The following is a 16,053-nucleotide window of genomic DNA, read 5'->3' as shown; positions in this document are numbered from 1 at the left end:
ATCAGGGTGCCGGGCAGGCGCCGGTCTGGATATAACTCGGCACCTGGATTTTCCCTGCGATGATGTCGGCAACGATTCCATCGACCTTGGCGATTTCGTCATCGGTCAAGAGGGGCTTGTTGTTCTCGTCCAGCGACCAACCCACCCCCTTCTCGGCAAGGCCAAGCTGCTTCACACCTGGGCGCCAGGTGCCGTCCTGGGCCTCCTTGAAGGTCAAATAGATACCAAGGCCCACTTCCGCGGTTGCGGAGGTCAGAACATGGCCGGGATGCAAGCTGTTCTGGTTCAAGCCGACGCCGATCGCCAGCTTGTCGGCATCGGCGGCGGCCTGAAGAATGCCGACAGTCGTGCCTCCGGCAGCGGCGAAGATGATGTCTGCGCCGCGATCGTATTGTCCAAGCGCCAGTTCGCGGCCGCGGGTAGGGTCGTTCCAGGCCGAGGGCGTCGGGCCCGTCATGTTCTCGATGTATCGCACGCCGGGCTTGGTATAGGCAGCGCCGTGGTGGAAGGCGCACGCGAAGTCCTTGATGATCGGCACGTCCATACCGCCGACGAAGCCCACAGTGCCGGTCTTAGTCTTGAGGCCGGCAAGCGCTCCGACTACGAACGCTCCTTCGCCGTACTTGAATTCGATCGACTGCACGTTCGGCAAGTCGACCGTAGCGTCGACGATAGCGAAGTGCGCGTCCGGGAACTCTTTCGCGACCTTCTCCAGCGCAGGTGCCCAAGAGAAGCCGACGACAGCAATCGGGTTTACTCCGTTCTGCGCAAAAGTCCGCAGCGCCTGCTCGCGCTGAGCATCGTTGCTGAGTTCGAACTCCAAGAAGTTCACGCCGGTTTCCTGCTTGAATCGTTCAGCGCCGCTGAACGCGTTCTCGTTGAACGAGCGGTCGAATTTTCCGCCCAGGTCATAGAGAAGCCCAGGATCGGCGAAGGCCACACTGGTGGAAAGTGCTGCCAAGATTGCTGCCGCACTGGCGGCCAAAAGAGCTGATCGCATTTTTGTTCTCCCTCGGAGCGCCGCCTTTGACGGGTCTCACTGCACCGATTGTAATAATGTATACATTCATAAAGTCAAGGGGATCATGGTCTAGCCTGGCCATCGGCCCGGGGATCAGGGCGACAGTGAGTGAACCAAACCCTGGTCGCGGAGGGCAGACCAGAATTCATTGGGAATTTCGATGTCGACCAGGCCGGCGTTTTCCCGGGCCATCTCTGGGGTATCGGCGCCGGACACCACGCTGGCGACAATCTTGTGCCGTAGCGGAAATTGGTAGGCCGCCGCCTTAAGCGGCACTCCGAAGTCGACACACAGCTTTTCGATGCGCCTCACCTTGTCGAGCATGGCCGGAGGCGCCGGCAGGTAATTGTACTGCGGTTCAGATGCAGAGGCCCCGGTTGCAAGGATTCCGGACGCGAAGGGCGATCCGATCACAACTCCAACCCCCCGTTCTTCACAGAGCGGGAACTCATGGTCCAACGGCGCCTGGTCGAGCAGCGTGTAGGGCATGGCGACGAGGAAGAAATCCAGCTCGAACCGGCGCAGGAATTCCGGAATCGTCCCCATTATGTTGACGCCGGCGCCGATGCCGGCAATTTCGCCATAGTGGCGCAGCGTCTCGAGTGCCCGCCACCCCGAGCGCTCGAGGTCTGTGAAGTACTGCTTCACCAGATCATCCGACCCGATCTCGGCAACGTCCAAGTCATGGATCAGCAACAGGTCGATGGTGTTGAGGCCAAGGCGCATCAGGCTCTGGTCGTAGGACCGCATAATGCCGTCATAGGTGTAGTCGAAGCGATGCTCGAAAGACAGACCGCCCTTCCAGAAGGCGCCCTTGAAAATTGACGGGTCCTGCGGTCGGTGGAAGGTGCGGCCAACCTTGGTCGAGAGCACGAAGTCTTGCCGGGGCTGCTGGCGCAACATGGAACCGAAGCGCAGTTCGCTGAGGCCGCGGCCATACCAGGGCGAGGTATCGTAGTAGCGGATCCCGGCATCCCAGGCGGCTTCCAGCGTTGCCCGCGCCTGCGGCTCCGGAACGGTGCGGTAGATTTCGCCGAGCGGCACGCCGCCAAGCCCAACGGGCGAAAGTTCGAGGCTTGTGCGACCGAGCCGACGTTTCATAGCGGTGCGGCCTCGAAATGCGCGGGAGCCATCACATGACGCCCGATTTCGGCTTCGTAACCTTTCGAGTCACCAGTCGCAAGAAGTGCGATTAACCGTTCGTGATCGGAAATCGATCGGTCATACGATTCCTCAAGCCGCCTCTCCTGCATCAGGTACACCAGGATGCCGCGCGACAGCGACTCCCAGATTGGTTGAAGGATGGGGCTGTCCGCAAGCTCGATGATCGTGGAGTGGAATGCAAGGTCTGCTTGGCAGTACTCCAGCCGATCATTGTTGCGGATGGCGCGGTGCAGCGCATCCATGCATCGGCGGACGGCGTCGAGAATTGCCGGGTCACCCTTGCTCCGCCTGATCACATGGCGCCCAGCGATCCGCTCCACGACGATCCGAACCTCCATCATCTCGGCGATCTGCTCTGAACCGAGCTCCGTCACAAATGATCCCCGGTTAGGTTCCCCGCGAATGACGCCCTGAGCCTGCAGCAGGCGGAACGCTTCGCGCACGGGTATCCGACTGACGTTCAGCCGCTCACAAATGTCCTTTTCGAACACACGCTCGCCCGGAGTGAGTTCGCCAGCAGCGATCAGTAATACGATGTGATCAGCCACGTGCTGAGGAAGGTTGCGGTGCTGGAACTGGGGAGCAAGACTCATTGCGGCTCTCATTCTGAGACGGTGGGCACCGCCTCAATTAGCGCCTTCCGGTGATGGGCGAAATCCGACACCGCCTCGACGATGCGATCGAGATCGGCCTTTACCATGGGCAGGCTGAGATTGATTTGACCGCGGCGGGCGATAAACACGCCGCGTTCCATGAGGTCCAAATGCAGCAATGCCAGCAATCGCTTGTCGGCGCCATGTGTATCCTCCGGACGCCGGATGGGGCGCTGAACGAAGTGAATGTTCATGATCGAGCCCATGCCGGTGAACTGAGCGGGCACCGCGGCCCGTAGCAGGGCAGCGTTCAGCCGGGTTCGGAGCTCTTCGCCCTCTGCAAACAGCACATCGGCACGCTCGCGGGTAAACTCCTTTTCGAGGGCTGCCGCCCCCGCCGTCATCGAGAACAGATTGTTGTTGAAGGTGCCGGCATGCGGCAACGATCCGGGGCGCGTCGGATCCATCAACTCCATCAGTTCACGCCGGCCGCCGAACGCGCCCGACGAAAATCCGGCGCCGACATACTTTCCGAATGTCGTGAGATCCGGGATGACGCCTGTTATCGCTTGCACGCCACCGTAACCCATTCGGGAGGTGACGATTTCATCGAAGATCAACTGCACGCCATGCGCGTCGCACAGTGTCCGAAGCAGAGCCAGGAATTCCGGAGCTGCGGGGATGCAGCCGCCATTGCTCATCACCGGTTCGACAATCACGGCCGCAAGCGTATCTGCCCGCTCCGCGAAGATCTCCCGCACCGAAGTCTCGTCATTGTACCGGGCGATCGACCAATCGAAAGGCACGTTCATGAGACTGCCCCCGTCCGCGAACACGAAGGTGCCCCCGTGATAGGCGGCGGAGAAGGCCAGGATGCCGTTGCGCCGGGTCGCGACCTTCGCCAGCGTCAGAGCGTAGAGCGTCGCCTCGGTCCCCGAGTTGCAGAAGCGTATCGCTTCAACGCTGGGGAATCGCTCGCACATGAGCTCGGCCAGCCGTATTTCGGCCTCGCTCGGCGCTCCGTTCGAGAAGCCACGGGCCAAAACGTCTTCAATAGCCTGTATGATGACCGCATTGCGGTGGCCGTAGATGCCAGCCGTGAACTCGCCCAGCGCATCGAGATAGTGGTGTCCATCGGCGTCGGTGATCGTTGCACCGCTGCTGCTGGCCACATAGAGCGGGAAAGGATCAAAATGAAGCGCTGAACGCGTGTTCCCGCCGGGCATAGAGCGCGCGGCACGCTCGAAATGCTTCCCGCTGGTGGGGTTCCGGCGAGCATACCGCTCCTCGGCCAGCGCCAGTTCAGCGCCGATGAAATCGTTAGTTGCCCGAATTGCTGACATGCCCAGTCACTGCTGCCGATTCTCTAGTGTCATAATGTATACATTATTATGGCAGAGGATCAAGCAGGGTCGACCAAGGACTTCCGCGCACTATTAGTGGCAGTGTGCCGCGGCAGGCGCTCGTCGGCGCGTAACCCAGCTTCCGTCCTGCATGACACAACTCAAGTGACAGCGTCGCAACGCGCACGAACTAGCGCCCCTGCTCGAAGGCGGCGAGGAGCGTAAAGTCATGAAGCCAACGCGGTTCCCTGTTCCGTTCAACCCTGCAGTCGCGCGGGAACATCCGACGTGCCCCTCCATCACGGACAAACCGATCGCTGCTCAGCATAGGGTGAGGACGGTCGCACGCAGATTCCGAGCGTGGGACCCTCGCGATCGGCATCGAACCACCTCTCGGAACAAAACGGCGGCTTATCCCTTCGGCCTGTCAAGGAGATGCGCCATGGGCAAGGAACAGAACAAACCTCAGGAAGATCCGGCCGAAGGCTCGCGCGAAGTTATCGACCGCCAGCTCAAACGCGATGAAAACCACGAGAAGGAACGCTCCAAGGAGCCTCCCGGGCAGCCCGAAGACCTCGCGTCCGACGAAGAAGGCGGCGGGCCAGCCTGACGGATCGCCTCGGACCCTAAGGACTCAACAGGGTGCGTGCGACGGCTTCGTCGGTGACCAAATGGTTGACATAGCCCCCGACCAGCGTAGCCCGGATGATCCGTGCCTTGTAAAGGCCGCCTGATGCCAGGATCGACACCGGCTTCTGGCGAAGCGCTTCCAGAGAGATCGCCATGACGGATCTGTTCAACGGATGCTCGACAAGCGTGCCGTCCGCCCTCAGGAAGTAACCAAGCGTCTCGCCGACTGCGCCGAGGCGTTCCAACTCGTCAAGATTGTCCTTCACGACCCGAAGGGAGGGAATTGGCGAACGCTCGTGAAGATCTCCACAGGCGATCAGCGCTACGTCGGCAATTTCGGTCCGCGCCAGCACATCGGCAATCTCGTCATTGTGCAGCAGTGCCTCGAGGCTCTCGGGGCTGGAACAATATATGGGGGCGGTCAAATAGTGGCATTCGAGTCCGAGCGCCTTTGCCACCGACATTGCAACCTCGAAGGTGTTGGTGAGCGAAGCGCGCGTGACGCCGCCCATTAATCCCACAACCCAGGAATTCGGATTTGGGCGGGTCTCAAGCCGCCTGGTCGCAAACGAAAGCGTTCGCCCCCATCCTATCCCCACCCCGAGATCCCGCTCGGCAATGACCGAGTTAAGAAGTTCGCCGGCGGCCTCGCCTATCGTGCGTTGCTGCTCGATCGGATCGATCAGCGCAGGCACGACGACAGCACCCTTAAGGCTGTAGCGAACCTTCAGCCGCTCCTCCAGCTCGACACAGTCGGCGAGCGGCGTGCGCACCTCAATATTGACCAGCCCCGCGGTACGGACCTGGCCGATGATCTTGTTGACGCGCAGCCGGGTCGTGTCCAGCTCATCCGCAATTTCCTGCTGGGTCAGCCCGCCGACGAAATAAAGCCACGCAACACGCGCGATCTCACGATCCGAGTGGAATTCGCCTTCGACCGTGTCGAGTTTGGGTTTGTCCGGCACGTGGAAATCCGCCCGTCGATTCGTTGCTTGGCAGGTGAAATCGCGAAGCTGGATAGCAGATGGTCCGGGTGTCACTCCAGATTGGTATGGCGTGATCTCATCTGCCCCGCGTCGACAGCAAGCCGCTCACGCAGTTGCAGTATCAACATCTCGAACAGCACATAAAGCGCGCCCTCATAAAGCGAGCCCATGGGCAAGACGGAGCTTGGCGCTGTCGTATCGCGAGCCATCGTTTGAGCAGGCACTACCAGCTTGGCATCGGCGACACGGGGCGCAGCACCTTCCGGCTCGGCCGTGACGCAGAGGCTCTTCGCACCGGCGGAGCGGGCCACCCCGATCAATGCGCTGACCGTGGAGAAATCGCCAGGACCGGCAGACACGATCAGAAGATCTCCCTCGCCGATGTGCGGAGCGGTCATATCGCCGACGACATGCGCATCGAGCCCAAGGTGAAAAAGACGCATGGCGAAGCCCTTCATCTGGAGCCCTTCTCGCCCGACGCCGTAGAGGGCGATGCGACGCGCCCCGGCTATGGTGTCGAGGGCCGTCGCAATTTGCGCCTTGTCGACGGCGACCAGAACGTCATGCAGCTCGTCCAGCGCCTTGCGGTAGATATCGTCCATGCTCTCGCTCCAAACCCGGCTCAGACCGCTATGCAAGTTCCCGCCGCAAGGCCTCCGCCATGGCTCGCAATGTCAGATACGTCGAGGCCGCGCCCGGATCGATGTGTCCGACTGAACGTTCGCCAAGCTTGGAAGAGCGTCCGCGGCGAGCCGCGATACCGGCTGTCTTCTCCATGCCTTCCTTGGCACCGGCGGTTGCCGCCTCCATAACTTCCATGGATGGGGCTCCCCTCTCCGCGGCCGCGCTTGCGGCGGCGGCGGCCGGAACCCAGGCGTCAACCATGGTCTTGTCGCCGGGCGCCGCACGACCTCGGTCCTGGATGCCCTGCGAAGCGGCTGCGATCCAGCTCGCCAGCGCGCCAGCATCGAGGTTCCGCCTTCCACCCACCGCCGTGCCGGCGCGCAGGAATGCCGTCGCATAGAGCGGTCCGGACGAGGCGCCGACTGCGTCCAGGAAAGCCTTCGCCATTCGCTTGCAAGTCGCCTCGATGGTTTCCTCCTTCGGAGCTGCATCAAGCGCCTTGCCCACTGCGATCCAGCCGATCTCCATCGTGACGCCGTGATCCCCGTCGCCGATGACACCATCCAGTTCGGACAGCCAGTCCTTCTCAGCGACAATGACGCTGCCCACGCTGCGCATCATTTGACGGAAAATGGCTGGAGTGACGTCGCCTTCCGTCACGAGTTCCTTGCGCTCGGGAGCGACGCTCGCCTTCTGCGGACTGATATTCGAACCCGCGTGAGCCGGCGCCGCGTGCGAAACACCCGCGGCAGCGAACTCGCCGACCGTCAGCGCGATGGAACGGCAGGGATGCTCGAGCAGCACACGCAATTCATCGTCCAGCCGGAGCAGAGTGATCGAGGCTCCGGCCATCTCCAGCGACGTTGCATATTCCCCGACCCAGCTTCGCGCGATGCGGATTCCCTGCTCGGAAAGAATATGCTGCGTCCTGCGATGCAGCAGATAGAGCTCCATCGAAGATGTGGAGCCGAGGCCGTTCACCAGAACGGCTACTTCGTCGCCTCGGCGCAGGCCGAGATCTGCGATGATCGCCGCGACAAGATGGTCCGCAAGGCTGTCGGCGCTTTCAAGCGGGCCGCGACGCACGCCGGGCTCGCCGTGCAAACCCATCCCGATCTCCATCTCATCGGGTGGAATCTCGAAATTCGGCCTTCGGGTCTGCGGCAGGGAGCAGGCGGAAAGCGCCACCCCCATGGTGCGGGTCGAGGCGTTGGCGTGACGTGCCAGCCGAACAACCTCGCCGAGCGGCAACATGCGGTCAGCCGCTGCGCCTGCGATCTTGAAGACGAAGAAGTCGCCGGCAATACCGCGCCGTTCGCTCATGCGCTCTTTCGGTGCCGAGGCGACATCGTCAGTGACCTGGACGCTCTCCACCGAGCTGCCGGAGGCTGCCAGCTCTTCCGCCGCCATGTCGAAGTTCATCACGTCGCCGGAATAGTTTCCGTACAGGAAGATGATGCCGGCGCCGCCGTCGACGGCACGGGCGGCGTCGAGAATCTGTTCTGGAGATGGCGACGCGAACACGTTGCCGACCGCTGCCGCATCGGCGAGGCCCCGCCCGACATAGCCCGCGAAAGCCGGCTCATGCCCCGAGCCACCGCCGACCACCACCCCGACTTTGCCGGCTCTTGGCCCGTCGATGGCAACGACCGCACGACCGGTAGCGCCGGATAGGCGCAGCAAATCGGGATGAGCGCCGATCATCCCCTCGATCATCTCGGGGATGATGTTCTCCGGCGCGTTCATGATTTTCTTGGTCTTGGCAGTCACCGGTGGATCCTTGGCGAAATAGGTTGCTTGAGAGTTGGCTTACGCAGCTTGCCGGAGAAGGGCGACCGAGGCCTTCATGTCGGCAAGGACGTTCTCGTCCGTTTCCTCGAACGGATAGATGATTTCCATGAAATAGGTCTGATGAGTGAGCTTGTGGCGCTTCCAGAACTCGGCCAGCCAAGCTGGCGTGATGATGCCGTCATGGGTGAAGTTCCAATGCCGGTCGAGCAGCCCGTCGGACTGCTGAATGTGAAAGGCGCCGATATATTCACCGCAGGTTTTCATCCAGTAGTCCATGTCGGCCTGCTCGCCGAAAAGAGGCGTGAACAGCGCGTGCCCCCAGTCAACCATGAGCCGCACAGGAATCGCGGCGTGCGCGTTCAAATCCTTCATCAAACGCAAGGCGTCGGTCGCCGAAGACGGGAACTCGGTCGCGAGCGGCACCGGCTCGACGTAGAGCGTCTCCAGCCCCTTCTCCTTCGCGTACCGGGAGATGTCGAGGTAGGTCTCGACCGCTTCCTTGTAGATCGCCTCGCGCCGGCTCGGGTCGAGCGCGTCAGCCGACGAGAATGATCCGAAGGGCATGCCGGCTGCACGCACCTCCATTTCGGACGTCATATCTATCGCGTGCTTGAGGTGCTCCTTGCCGAGCGCCCGCAGTTCGGGCGTCGGAGCCAGCAGGTGGTTGTAGGTATAGGAGGCAAGACCACCGAACGTGCTCTCGATGGTGATCCCGGCACGCCGGAAAGCGACAGCATATTCACGCGCGATGGGGTCGCGCATTTCGGCCGGCCACCATGGATCAACCAGATCCCACGTGAACTGCACGACGTCAAAGCCGAGTTCGTCCTTGACGATATGGGCCATGGCGTCGCCGCCGAGCCAACGCTTTATGGCGAACGACAGGTTCAATCCAAGCTTCATTCTTCCCTCTCGGAAACTCTGGAGATCGTGCTCAGGCCGCGTCCGCCCTAAGATAACGGCGCGATATCGCATCGAAGGAGATCGCCAGCACCACGATCACTCCGCTGACGATGCCCTGCCAGTAAGGCGAGACCCCGAACAGCACGATGATGTTCTCGATGATGCCGATGATCGCTGCGCCGAAGATGGCGCCGAGAGGCGTTCCGACGCCGCCTGTGGTGGCGACGCCACCGATGACGGCCGCGGCAATCGGAGCCAGCACCCAAGTCTCGCCGATCGACGGCTGTGCCGTGCCGAGCCTGGCCACCATCAACACGCCCGCGAGCGCCGACATCACACCGGCGAAGACGAACACCAGCGTTCGGATACCATCGACCTTGATGCCCAGCATGCGTGCGGCTGCGGCGTTGTTCCCGATGGCATACATGTAGCGGCCGAATGGCGTCTTGACGGTGAGGAAGGACACCAGCGCCAACACCACGAGCATTATGATGAAGGGCATCGGCACGCCGAACACGTCGCTGAGACCCAGGAACCGGATCTCCTTCGGGATGTTGGTGATCGCGACCCCGCGAGTCAGCACCAGATTGGCGCCGCCGAATATGCCGGCCGTGCCGATCGTCAGCACCAGGGAGTGCAGGCGCAGCACCGACACCAGCGCACCGTTGAGCAGGCCGCAGGCCGCACCAAGCAGTAGTGCCAGCGCCATTGCCAGCCATGGATTGAGACCGAGAGTGACCATCAGAATGCCGGCCACGACGCCACAGAGGCCTCCGATTACGCCGAGCGACAGATCGATCTCGCCCAGGATCATGAGTGAGGCCTGGCCGATGGTGACAAGCCCGACGAAAGCCAGCGAGCGCGCCACGACCGAAAGATTGTAGCTGGACAGGAAGTAGGGCGACAGCAGCGCCGATCCGACAAAAATGACGAGCAGGACGACGAAGACGCCCGCCAGCGGATTGGCGACGAACGCCTTGAACGGATTAGGCCGCATTCGACATGTTCTCCTTGCCAAACATGGCGCCGACAAGCGTTTCGGTGTTCGTGCTGACGGCATCGAACGAGCCGGTCACCTTGCCGGAATACATTGTGATGATGCGCGTTGCGCATTTGCGCAGCTCGTCCATCTCGGAGGAAACGAGGATGATGCCGACACCCTGTTCGGCGAGGCTCTTCATGATCCGGTAGATTTCCGCCTTTGTGCGCACATCAATGCCCTTCGTTGGCTCGTCGAAGATGAGCACACGGGGCTGGCGTGCCATGGCGCGGCCGATTAAGGCCTTCTGCTGATTGCCGCCGGAAAGATAGACGATCCGCGTGTTCATGCTCGCCGTCTTGATGTCGTAGGCGCGGATGATGTCGCTGACCTGGGCACGTTCCTTCCGGGTCGAGATGCCGAATATCGAGGTCGTCTGGCCGTAGAGCGACATGCCGATATTGTCCCGCACGGACATCAGCGGAAAAATCCCATGATGCTTCCGCTCCTCGGACAGGTACATCATGCCGTTGCGGATGGAGGCCGTCGTGTCGCCAAGCTTCCATGGCGCGCCTTCCAGCTCGACCGTGCCGGCGCTGGCTTTGAGGTAGCCGAAGATCGTCTGCATTACTTCCGAGCGCCCCGCACCGACCAGCCCGGCGAATCCAAGGATCTCACCCCGCCTCAGGTCGAAATCCACATGGTTGAAATGGAACCCGGATAGTCCGCGCACTTTGAGCATCGGTTCGCCGGCGCCCGGCGGAACGACCTCCGGCTGGAACGTGTCGCCGAGATGGATGGCCTCGCCCGACATTGCCCTGATGAGGCCATCGGCATGGGTATCCGCAAGGCGGCCAGCCTGCACCTTCTCGCCGTTGCGCAGGACCGTGTAGTCGTCACCGATCGCGAACACCTCGTCGATTTTGTGCGAGATGAAGATGATGGCATGATCGCGGTCGCGGAAGCCCGAAATGACACGGAACACGCGGTCGACCTCGGTGCGCGTCAGCGACGAGGTCGGCTCGTCGAGGATCAGCACTTTCATGTCCCGGTTCGTCGACGCACGCGCGATCTGAAGCAGTTGCTGGTCGGAAACCGAGATGGTACGCACCAGGTCGGCGGGCGACGCGGCTATGCCGAACCGCGCCAGGATTTCCGTCGCCTCGCTCTCGAGCCGGCGCCGATTGAAATAGCTCCCGCCATGGCCCGAGCGGTCGTAGGGGAGAAACAGATTCTCCGCGACCGACATATGCGGGAACAGCGTCAGCTCCTGCGGAACATAAGCGATTTTGCGAAAAAGGCTCGGGTCCTCGGCGGGATCCCTCCCGTTGATGAGGACTCGCCCGCGCGACGGCGTGTAGGCGCCCGTCAGCAGCTTGACCAGCGTGGACTTGCCGGCCCCGTTCTCGCCGGCGAAGACATGCACGCGCCCCAGCTCGACGGAAATATCGACATTATTCAGCGCAGTGACGCCGGGAAAGTCCCGACCAAGTCCCTTGGTCTCGAGAAAGGCCATGGTTGCATCGTATCCAGCTGTTGTGCGCTCGTCCGGTTCTGCTGAACGAAACGGCCATTACGCTACCCTTCACGGGCACCGGGCCTGACAGAATAGCGGGGCCGCGGTCGGCCGCGGCCCCTGCGATCTCACTGGGTGACGTTGTCCTTGGTCAGGACAGCGATGCCGGTGTCGATGTACTTGGGCGTCTCGACGCCAGTCGCTTTCTGCCACATGGTCATCACTGACCAGTAGCCCTGCATTTCCGGCTTCGTCGACGAGGAGCTGTCGGCTACGTCGTCCTTGATCAGCTGGAGCATCTCCGGCAGGTTGTCGAGGCCGACGAGCTTAACCTGTCCGGTCTTGCCTGCCTCTTTGATTGCCTGGCCGATGCCGATCGGGCCGGCGGCGTCGCAAGCGACCCAACCCTTCAGGTTCGGATTGGCCTGCATGATCGCGGCGGCCTGCTTCTGCGCAGTCTCGATGTCATCATTGTCGATGCCAGTCGCAACCACCTTGATGTTCGGATGCTCGGCAAACACCTTCTGGTGGCACTCGGCCCGGATAGCGTGGTTCGGTGCGGTCGGCACGCCCATCATGATGGCGACTTCGCCGCCCTCTTCTCCGAGCAGTTCGACGAGGCGACGCGACGCGATTGACGCCTGCTCGCAGAAATCGTTGCCGATGCTGGTCAGCTCCATGCCTTCCGGCGGGACAGAGTCGAAAATCGTGACCGGAATCTCCTGGCCGATCGCCTCCTCGAGCGGGGCACGATTGCCGCTCGGGTCGAGCAGATCGATCGCGATGCCGTCCGGCCGCGTCGCAATGGAGCTTTCGAGGATCTGGTTCTGCTGAACGACGTCAGCCTGCTGCGGCGCGCTGTATTCGACCACGACCTTGGCGCCCGTCTGCGCCTCGATCGCCTTAGCGGCTGCCTGGGCGCCGTCATTCACCTTGTCGAACCACGGATGCACGACCTTCGGGATAATGACAAATCGATAGCTGTCTTTCTTTGTCGTGCCGGGCGCAGCGTCCTGCGCGAACGCCGACGTCGACGCGAGCAAAAGGCCGGCCATGGCCAGCCGGAACAAGGTCTTCATGAGTCCTCCCAAGGTTGGGGTGCGAGCTTCCAGATGGCGGCGCCGTCCAATTTCGGTCCGGCAACGCTGCCCGAGCCATACATATGTATTTTTTGATTTACAAGAGCTTTGGAGGGACTGAAGTCGTTGCACTCCAAGGAACTCGTCCGGCACATGCCCTGACGGTTTGGCATTGCGGTGGTGCGCGCCGGCCCCGCTGAATGGGGCGAGACGACCGAGTTGGCGGCCCCGTCGGATTACGACACCGGGATCGCTACGACCCGATATCGACCACTGGGACATCTACGGTGCGCGTGGTGCCGTTTCGGCTAACCGTCAGGCTGAGCTTGCCGCCAACGCCTGCCTGTTCGAGCTTGCCCGTGAGGTCGGGCAGCCGGTGCACGGGCTCGCCATCTGCCGCAATGATGACGTCGCCGATGGTCCCGCTCGCCGCGTCGAAACCCCTCAGCCCGGCGCGCTCCGCAGGCGAGCCAGGGGCCACCGCGGCGATCACGACACCCGTCAATCCGAGCTGGGCCGTGGTGGCTTCGTCCGCCGCCATGATGCCGATGCCAGGCGTTGGAACGCGGCCGTCGCGGATCAGCGCCGGAACGACGCGGTTCACGGTATCGACCGGGATGGCGAAGCCGATGCCGGCATTCGTGCCCGACGGCGAGAGGATGGCCGTGGTGACGCCGATCAGCCTTCCCGCCGAATCGAGCAGCGGACCGCCGGAATTGCCGGGGTTGATGGCCGCGTCGGTCTGGATGACATCGGCGATCTCGCGGCCGCTGCTCGTCGGCAGGCGGCGTTTCAGGGCGCTGATGATGCCGGTCGTGAGCGACTGGTCGAGCCCGAAAGGATTGCCGATGGCGTAGGCCGCCTGGCCGACCCGCAGGTCGCCAGAACTGCCGAGCGGCACGGGCGGGGGAAGGTTGACTGCCCGGCCGAGTTGGACCACGGCGAGATCGTAGTTCGGCGTCCGTCCAGTCAGCTGTGCTGGAACAATCTCGCCCGACGACAGCCTGACGACGAGCGAATCCGCGTTCTCGACCACGTGGTTGTTGGTGACGATATGGCCGGCCCTGTCCCACACGAAGCCGGTGCCCGATTTCACCTCGCCACCCGGATTGCCGGGCCGGGCACCCGGCGGCAGCGCCACAACCTGCACGACCGAAGGCGAGATTTCCTCGAACACATGAATGGTCGATCGCTCGAATTCGCTGAGGTCGGCGCGAGGGACGACCGGGCGTGGCTCCCTCGCTGCGAACAGCACCCGGTCGACATAGGGCTGCGCCAGAAACGCCACGAGCAGCACCGCGACGATGCCTAGTAGGATTCGTGTCGCGCGGTCCTTCATGCCGGGAGTTCCAAGCCCATGGCATTCCTCCTTAGCGGAGCCGGCCTGCTTTCGGCCGTTGACGGCCGGGATTGCGATGGCCCAAAACAGGCAAACATCAAGCTTCGCACTGTATCTGGGCTCCAATCGCTGTTCAGTCTCTGTCTCCTGGCCGGTGCTGACGCATCTCGGCCGACCGTTTCGGTGGCCTTGTCCGAGTGAGTTCCCGGGCCGCCCTGTGGATAAGTTCGGAGCACCACGAGACGGTCCTTGGGCATTTCCGAGGGACTTTTCCTCACTGGTCGCTGCCTATCAACGCCGATTATCGGCTTTCGTTCTTGTCGCGCCGTTTTGGCCCTTGCGCTGGCAAGGTAGAGAATATAGGGCTCTCCGCGGTTCGGAGCGTAGCGCAGCCCGGTAGCGCACTTGACTGGGGGTCAAGGGGTCGTGGGTTCGAATCCCGCCGCTCCGACCATTGAAATGTTTGACTGCATCTCCGAAACCACCAAAAATAAGAGTGGGTAACGCTGCGGGTAAAACGCCCGCCGAAGCGGGCGTAGTCTTCTCAAGTTGAGAGGTTGATCAGAAGGGACGCCCGATCGCGACCCGTGGCATGATCAGCACATCAAGCGGCAGAATGCGAGATCAGTTGAGTTTGACGCTGCACCTCAGCGCGATTGGGTCATCATAATATCCTGCACGCCCAGATCAGTTTCAGGAGGCGCGGCAGGCTCGGCAGAGTGTTGAAGGCGTAGTAGGTCTGACGGCTTGCTCCGCCATAGATTTCCTTATGCCGGGCGAGCGTCCGCACCGGGTAAATCAATCGATTGACGAAGAAATTGGCGTAGGCAAACTGGAACGCTTCTCGAACCAGCCAATGTTCGGTGAATTCCGGTGCCTCGATGCCGTGGAAGGGTGAGAGGCCGAGATAAAGGGTGCGGACGCCTTCCGCCTGAAAGCGTTCGATAGCAGTCCGCATAAGGTAGTAGCCGGCGAGCTTGTCGGTCTGGGGTGACCACCGCCGCGTCGACGACAGATAGCCTGCGATCTCGCCGCCTTCATAGACAGGATCGAAGAACGCAAACGCCTTCGGATCTCCGTCCCGATCGAGAATGAAAAACTTGCGTACGCCCAGTTCATCAGCCAGCACTACCGGGCGAACGAGAAACCGCAATTCGTGACGCTTGGTCGTCCGGGTTCTGCGCCAGCTTTCCGAGATTGACCGCAGGCGTGCGGCGTTGAGGCTTGCAAGCGGTTCTTCGCGCACGACGTGGCCGCTCGCGAAGAACCTGTGGACCGCCGTCCGGAAGTTTCGCCGGTGCGGCCCGGCGAAACTAAATGTGGTCAAGTCGACCAAGGTCTCGCAACCCAACTCATTGATGAAAAACCCGCGCGCCGATAAGATCTGGGCGACGGCGTGCGAGACCTGCCAGAAACTGACATCCTTCTCCGTCGCGAGGAATCCGTCGATGACTTTGTCCCGATGCTCCGGCGGCCCAATGGGATCGGATAGGACGAAGGCGGTGCGGCCTACCATCTTATAGCTGAGGAAGCCCCGCGCGTCGCCGAAGTAGGAGAGGTCCGGCTGAAAGGCGACGGAATAGGCCAGCGCAAAATTACCATGCTGCGCGAGCAACGCGCGGCGTGCTGCTTTCGATATCTCGTGCATTTCAGTACGCAAGCATCCGCCGGGACCGACCAGACGAAGAACGTTTCGACCGCATGGCGCGTTTCGCCGGGCGACGTTTGCAGTCAATGTGAACGATGCGCTCGACCGCGTCGTCTACCGTGGCGTCAGGCCTCATGGCGCCTATGAGCGAGAGCTTTGATATGTGCCCCAACATTTCGGGCATGCCATCCTTTGCAAGCAGGAGTTGCTATGGTCTAGGCCCTTTGAAGTAGCTGGCCGCTGCAGCAATATCTGCAAACATTTCGCTTCCGCCTGCGCTGCGGGCTTCCACCGGCGGCGTCGTCGCCATCACGGCCACGCCTAGCGTCAGCGCGCCAAGGCCGAGGCGGCGCGAGAAGCAGTGGCATTCCGGGTGCGGGTGGAAGCGTTCCGCATCCTTCTCCGATGGGCCGCGCCGCTCCTGGCCGGAGATGGCG

At 62.0% G+C, this 16,053-nt stretch carries 14 protein-coding genes and 1 tRNA gene; 2 read left to right on the top strand and 13 right to left on the bottom strand.

Features of this window, described 5'->3' with window-relative positions; translation table 11 throughout:
- Position 1: 1 nt before the first annotated feature.
- The 4 genes from SAZ10_RS06555 to SAZ10_RS06540 all read right to left on the bottom strand — a co-directional run bounded on the left by SAZ10_RS06555 (position 2) and on the right by SAZ10_RS06540 (position 4,121).
- Positions 2-1,000, bottom strand: coding sequence for a BMP family ABC transporter substrate-binding protein (locus SAZ10_RS06555; protein ID WP_318608378.1), 999 nt, complete (start codon positions 998-1,000; stop codon positions 2-4).
- A gap of 114 nt (positions 1,001-1,114) precedes the next feature.
- Entirely contained in the window at positions 1,115-2,122 is a 1,008-nt protein-coding gene (locus SAZ10_RS06550; RefSeq protein ID WP_318608377.1) for an aldo/keto reductase, read from the bottom strand.
- Positions 2,119-2,778 carry a GntR family transcriptional regulator gene (locus SAZ10_RS06545; protein WP_318608376.1) on the bottom strand — a complete coding sequence of 220 codons (660 nt, stop codon included), beginning with the start codon at positions 2,776-2,778 and terminating at the stop codon, positions 2,119-2,121. The genes SAZ10_RS06550 and SAZ10_RS06545 overlap by 4 nt, the downstream gene beginning before the upstream one ends.
- 8 nt (positions 2,779-2,786) lie before the next feature.
- Positions 2,787-4,121, bottom strand: a complete 1,335-nt coding sequence (locus SAZ10_RS06540) for an aspartate aminotransferase family protein (protein ID WP_318608375.1) — start codon at positions 4,119-4,121, stop codon at positions 2,787-2,789.
- 442 nt (positions 4,122-4,563) lie between these two features.
- On the opposite strand from SAZ10_RS06540, the gene SAZ10_RS06535 reads away from it, so the two are divergent.
- Positions 4,564-4,731, top strand: coding sequence for a hypothetical protein (locus SAZ10_RS06535; RefSeq protein WP_318608374.1), 168 nt, complete (start codon positions 4,564-4,566; stop codon positions 4,729-4,731).
- 16 nt (positions 4,732-4,747) lie between these two features.
- Here SAZ10_RS06535 and SAZ10_RS06530 read toward each other — a convergent pair whose 3' ends face one another.
- The 8 genes from SAZ10_RS06530 to SAZ10_RS06495 all read right to left on the bottom strand — a co-directional run bounded on the left by SAZ10_RS06530 (position 4,748) and on the right by SAZ10_RS06495 (position 13,968).
- Positions 4,748-5,716, bottom strand: a complete 969-nt coding sequence (locus SAZ10_RS06530) for a sugar-binding transcriptional regulator (protein WP_318608373.1) — start codon at positions 5,714-5,716, stop codon at positions 4,748-4,750.
- A gap of 71 nt (positions 5,717-5,787) precedes the next feature.
- The gene (locus tag SAZ10_RS06525) at positions 5,788-6,339 is read right to left on the bottom strand and encodes an SIS domain-containing protein (RefSeq protein WP_318608372.1); all 552 of its coding nucleotides are present in this window, start codon (positions 6,337-6,339) and stop codon (positions 5,788-5,790) included.
- A gap of 28 nt (positions 6,340-6,367) precedes the next feature.
- Positions 6,368-8,131 (bottom strand): dihydroxyacetone kinase subunit DhaL, encoded by a 1,764-nt coding sequence (gene dhaL, locus SAZ10_RS06520; RefSeq protein WP_318608371.1) that lies wholly within the window; start codon positions 8,129-8,131, stop codon positions 6,368-6,370.
- A gap of 39 nt (positions 8,132-8,170) precedes the next feature.
- Entirely contained in the window at positions 8,171-9,055 is an 885-nt protein-coding gene (locus SAZ10_RS06515) for a sugar phosphate isomerase/epimerase (protein ID WP_318608370.1), read from the bottom strand.
- A gap of 31 nt (positions 9,056-9,086) precedes the next feature.
- Positions 9,087-10,052 carry an ABC transporter permease gene (locus SAZ10_RS06510; RefSeq protein ID WP_318608369.1) on the bottom strand — a complete coding sequence of 322 codons (966 nt, stop codon included), beginning with the start codon at positions 10,050-10,052 and terminating at the stop codon, positions 9,087-9,089.
- Positions 10,042-11,550 carry a sugar ABC transporter ATP-binding protein gene (locus SAZ10_RS06505; RefSeq protein ID WP_318608368.1) on the bottom strand — a complete coding sequence of 503 codons (1,509 nt, stop codon included), beginning with the start codon at positions 11,548-11,550 and terminating at the stop codon, positions 10,042-10,044. The genes SAZ10_RS06510 and SAZ10_RS06505 overlap by 11 nt, the downstream gene beginning before the upstream one ends.
- A 128-nt stretch (positions 11,551-11,678) precedes the next feature.
- A complete protein-coding gene (locus tag SAZ10_RS06500; protein WP_318608367.1) occupies positions 11,679-12,629 on the bottom strand; it encodes a substrate-binding domain-containing protein in 951 nt (316 codons plus the stop codon).
- Between the two features lie 253 nt (positions 12,630-12,882).
- Positions 12,883-13,968: a S1C family serine protease gene (locus tag SAZ10_RS06495; protein ID WP_318608366.1), complete on the bottom strand. Its 1,086-nt coding sequence runs from the start codon at positions 13,966-13,968 to the stop codon at positions 12,883-12,885.
- A 377-nt stretch (positions 13,969-14,345) separates the two neighbouring features.
- Between SAZ10_RS06495 and SAZ10_RS06490 the strand changes: the two genes are divergently transcribed.
- Positions 14,346-14,422 (top strand) — tRNA-Pro (locus SAZ10_RS06490).
- 210 nt (positions 14,423-14,632) lie between these two features.
- Here the strand turns inward: SAZ10_RS06490 and SAZ10_RS06485 are convergent.
- A complete protein-coding gene (locus SAZ10_RS06485) occupies positions 14,633-15,703 on the bottom strand; it encodes a DUF2156 domain-containing protein (protein ID WP_318608365.1) in 1,071 nt (356 codons plus the stop codon).
- Positions 15,704-16,053 lie beyond the last annotated feature (350 nt).

Source organism: Mesorhizobium sp. BAC0120, from assembly GCF_033542235.1.
Classification (GTDB): domain Bacteria; phylum Pseudomonadota; class Alphaproteobacteria; order Rhizobiales; family Rhizobiaceae; genus JAWRCU01.
Note: the sequence above shows the minus strand (reverse complement) of the source record. Positions and strands in the feature narration are given on the sequence as shown.

Excerpts from the sequence above, each read along its gene's own strand:
- SAZ10_RS06545 (WP_318608376.1), bottom strand. The coding sequence starts at position 2,778 with ATGAGTCTTGCTCCCCAGTTCCAGCACCGCAACCTTCCTCAGCACGTG.
- SAZ10_RS06510 (WP_318608369.1), bottom strand. The coding sequence starts at position 10,052 with ATGCGGCCTAATCCGTTCAAGGCGTTCGTCGCCAATCCGCTGGCGGGC.
- SAZ10_RS06505 (WP_318608368.1), bottom strand. The coding sequence starts at position 11,550 with ATGGCCTTTCTCGAGACCAAGGGACTTGGTCGGGACTTTCCCGGCGTC.
- SAZ10_RS06515 (WP_318608370.1), bottom strand. The coding sequence starts at position 9,055 with ATGAAGCTTGGATTGAACCTGTCGTTCGCCATAAAGCGTTGGCTCGGC.
- SAZ10_RS06500 (WP_318608367.1), bottom strand. The coding sequence starts at position 12,629 with ATGAAGACCTTGTTCCGGCTGGCCATGGCCGGCCTTTTGCTCGCGTCG.
- SAZ10_RS06540 (WP_318608375.1), bottom strand. The coding sequence starts at position 4,121 with ATGTCAGCAATTCGGGCAACTAACGATTTCATCGGCGCTGAACTGGCG.
- SAZ10_RS06495 (WP_318608366.1), bottom strand. The coding sequence starts at position 13,968 with ATGAAGGACCGCGCGACACGAATCCTACTAGGCATCGTCGCGGTGCTG.
- SAZ10_RS06555 (WP_318608378.1), bottom strand. The coding sequence starts at position 1,000 with ATGCGATCAGCTCTTTTGGCCGCCAGTGCGGCAGCAATCTTGGCAGCA.
- SAZ10_RS06550 (WP_318608377.1), bottom strand. The coding sequence starts at position 2,122 with ATGAAACGTCGGCTCGGTCGCACAAGCCTCGAACTTTCGCCCGTTGGG.
- SAZ10_RS06525 (WP_318608372.1), bottom strand. The coding sequence starts at position 6,339 with ATGGACGATATCTACCGCAAGGCGCTGGACGAGCTGCATGACGTTCTG.
- SAZ10_RS06535 (WP_318608374.1), top strand. The coding sequence starts at position 4,564 with ATGGGCAAGGAACAGAACAAACCTCAGGAAGATCCGGCCGAAGGCTCG.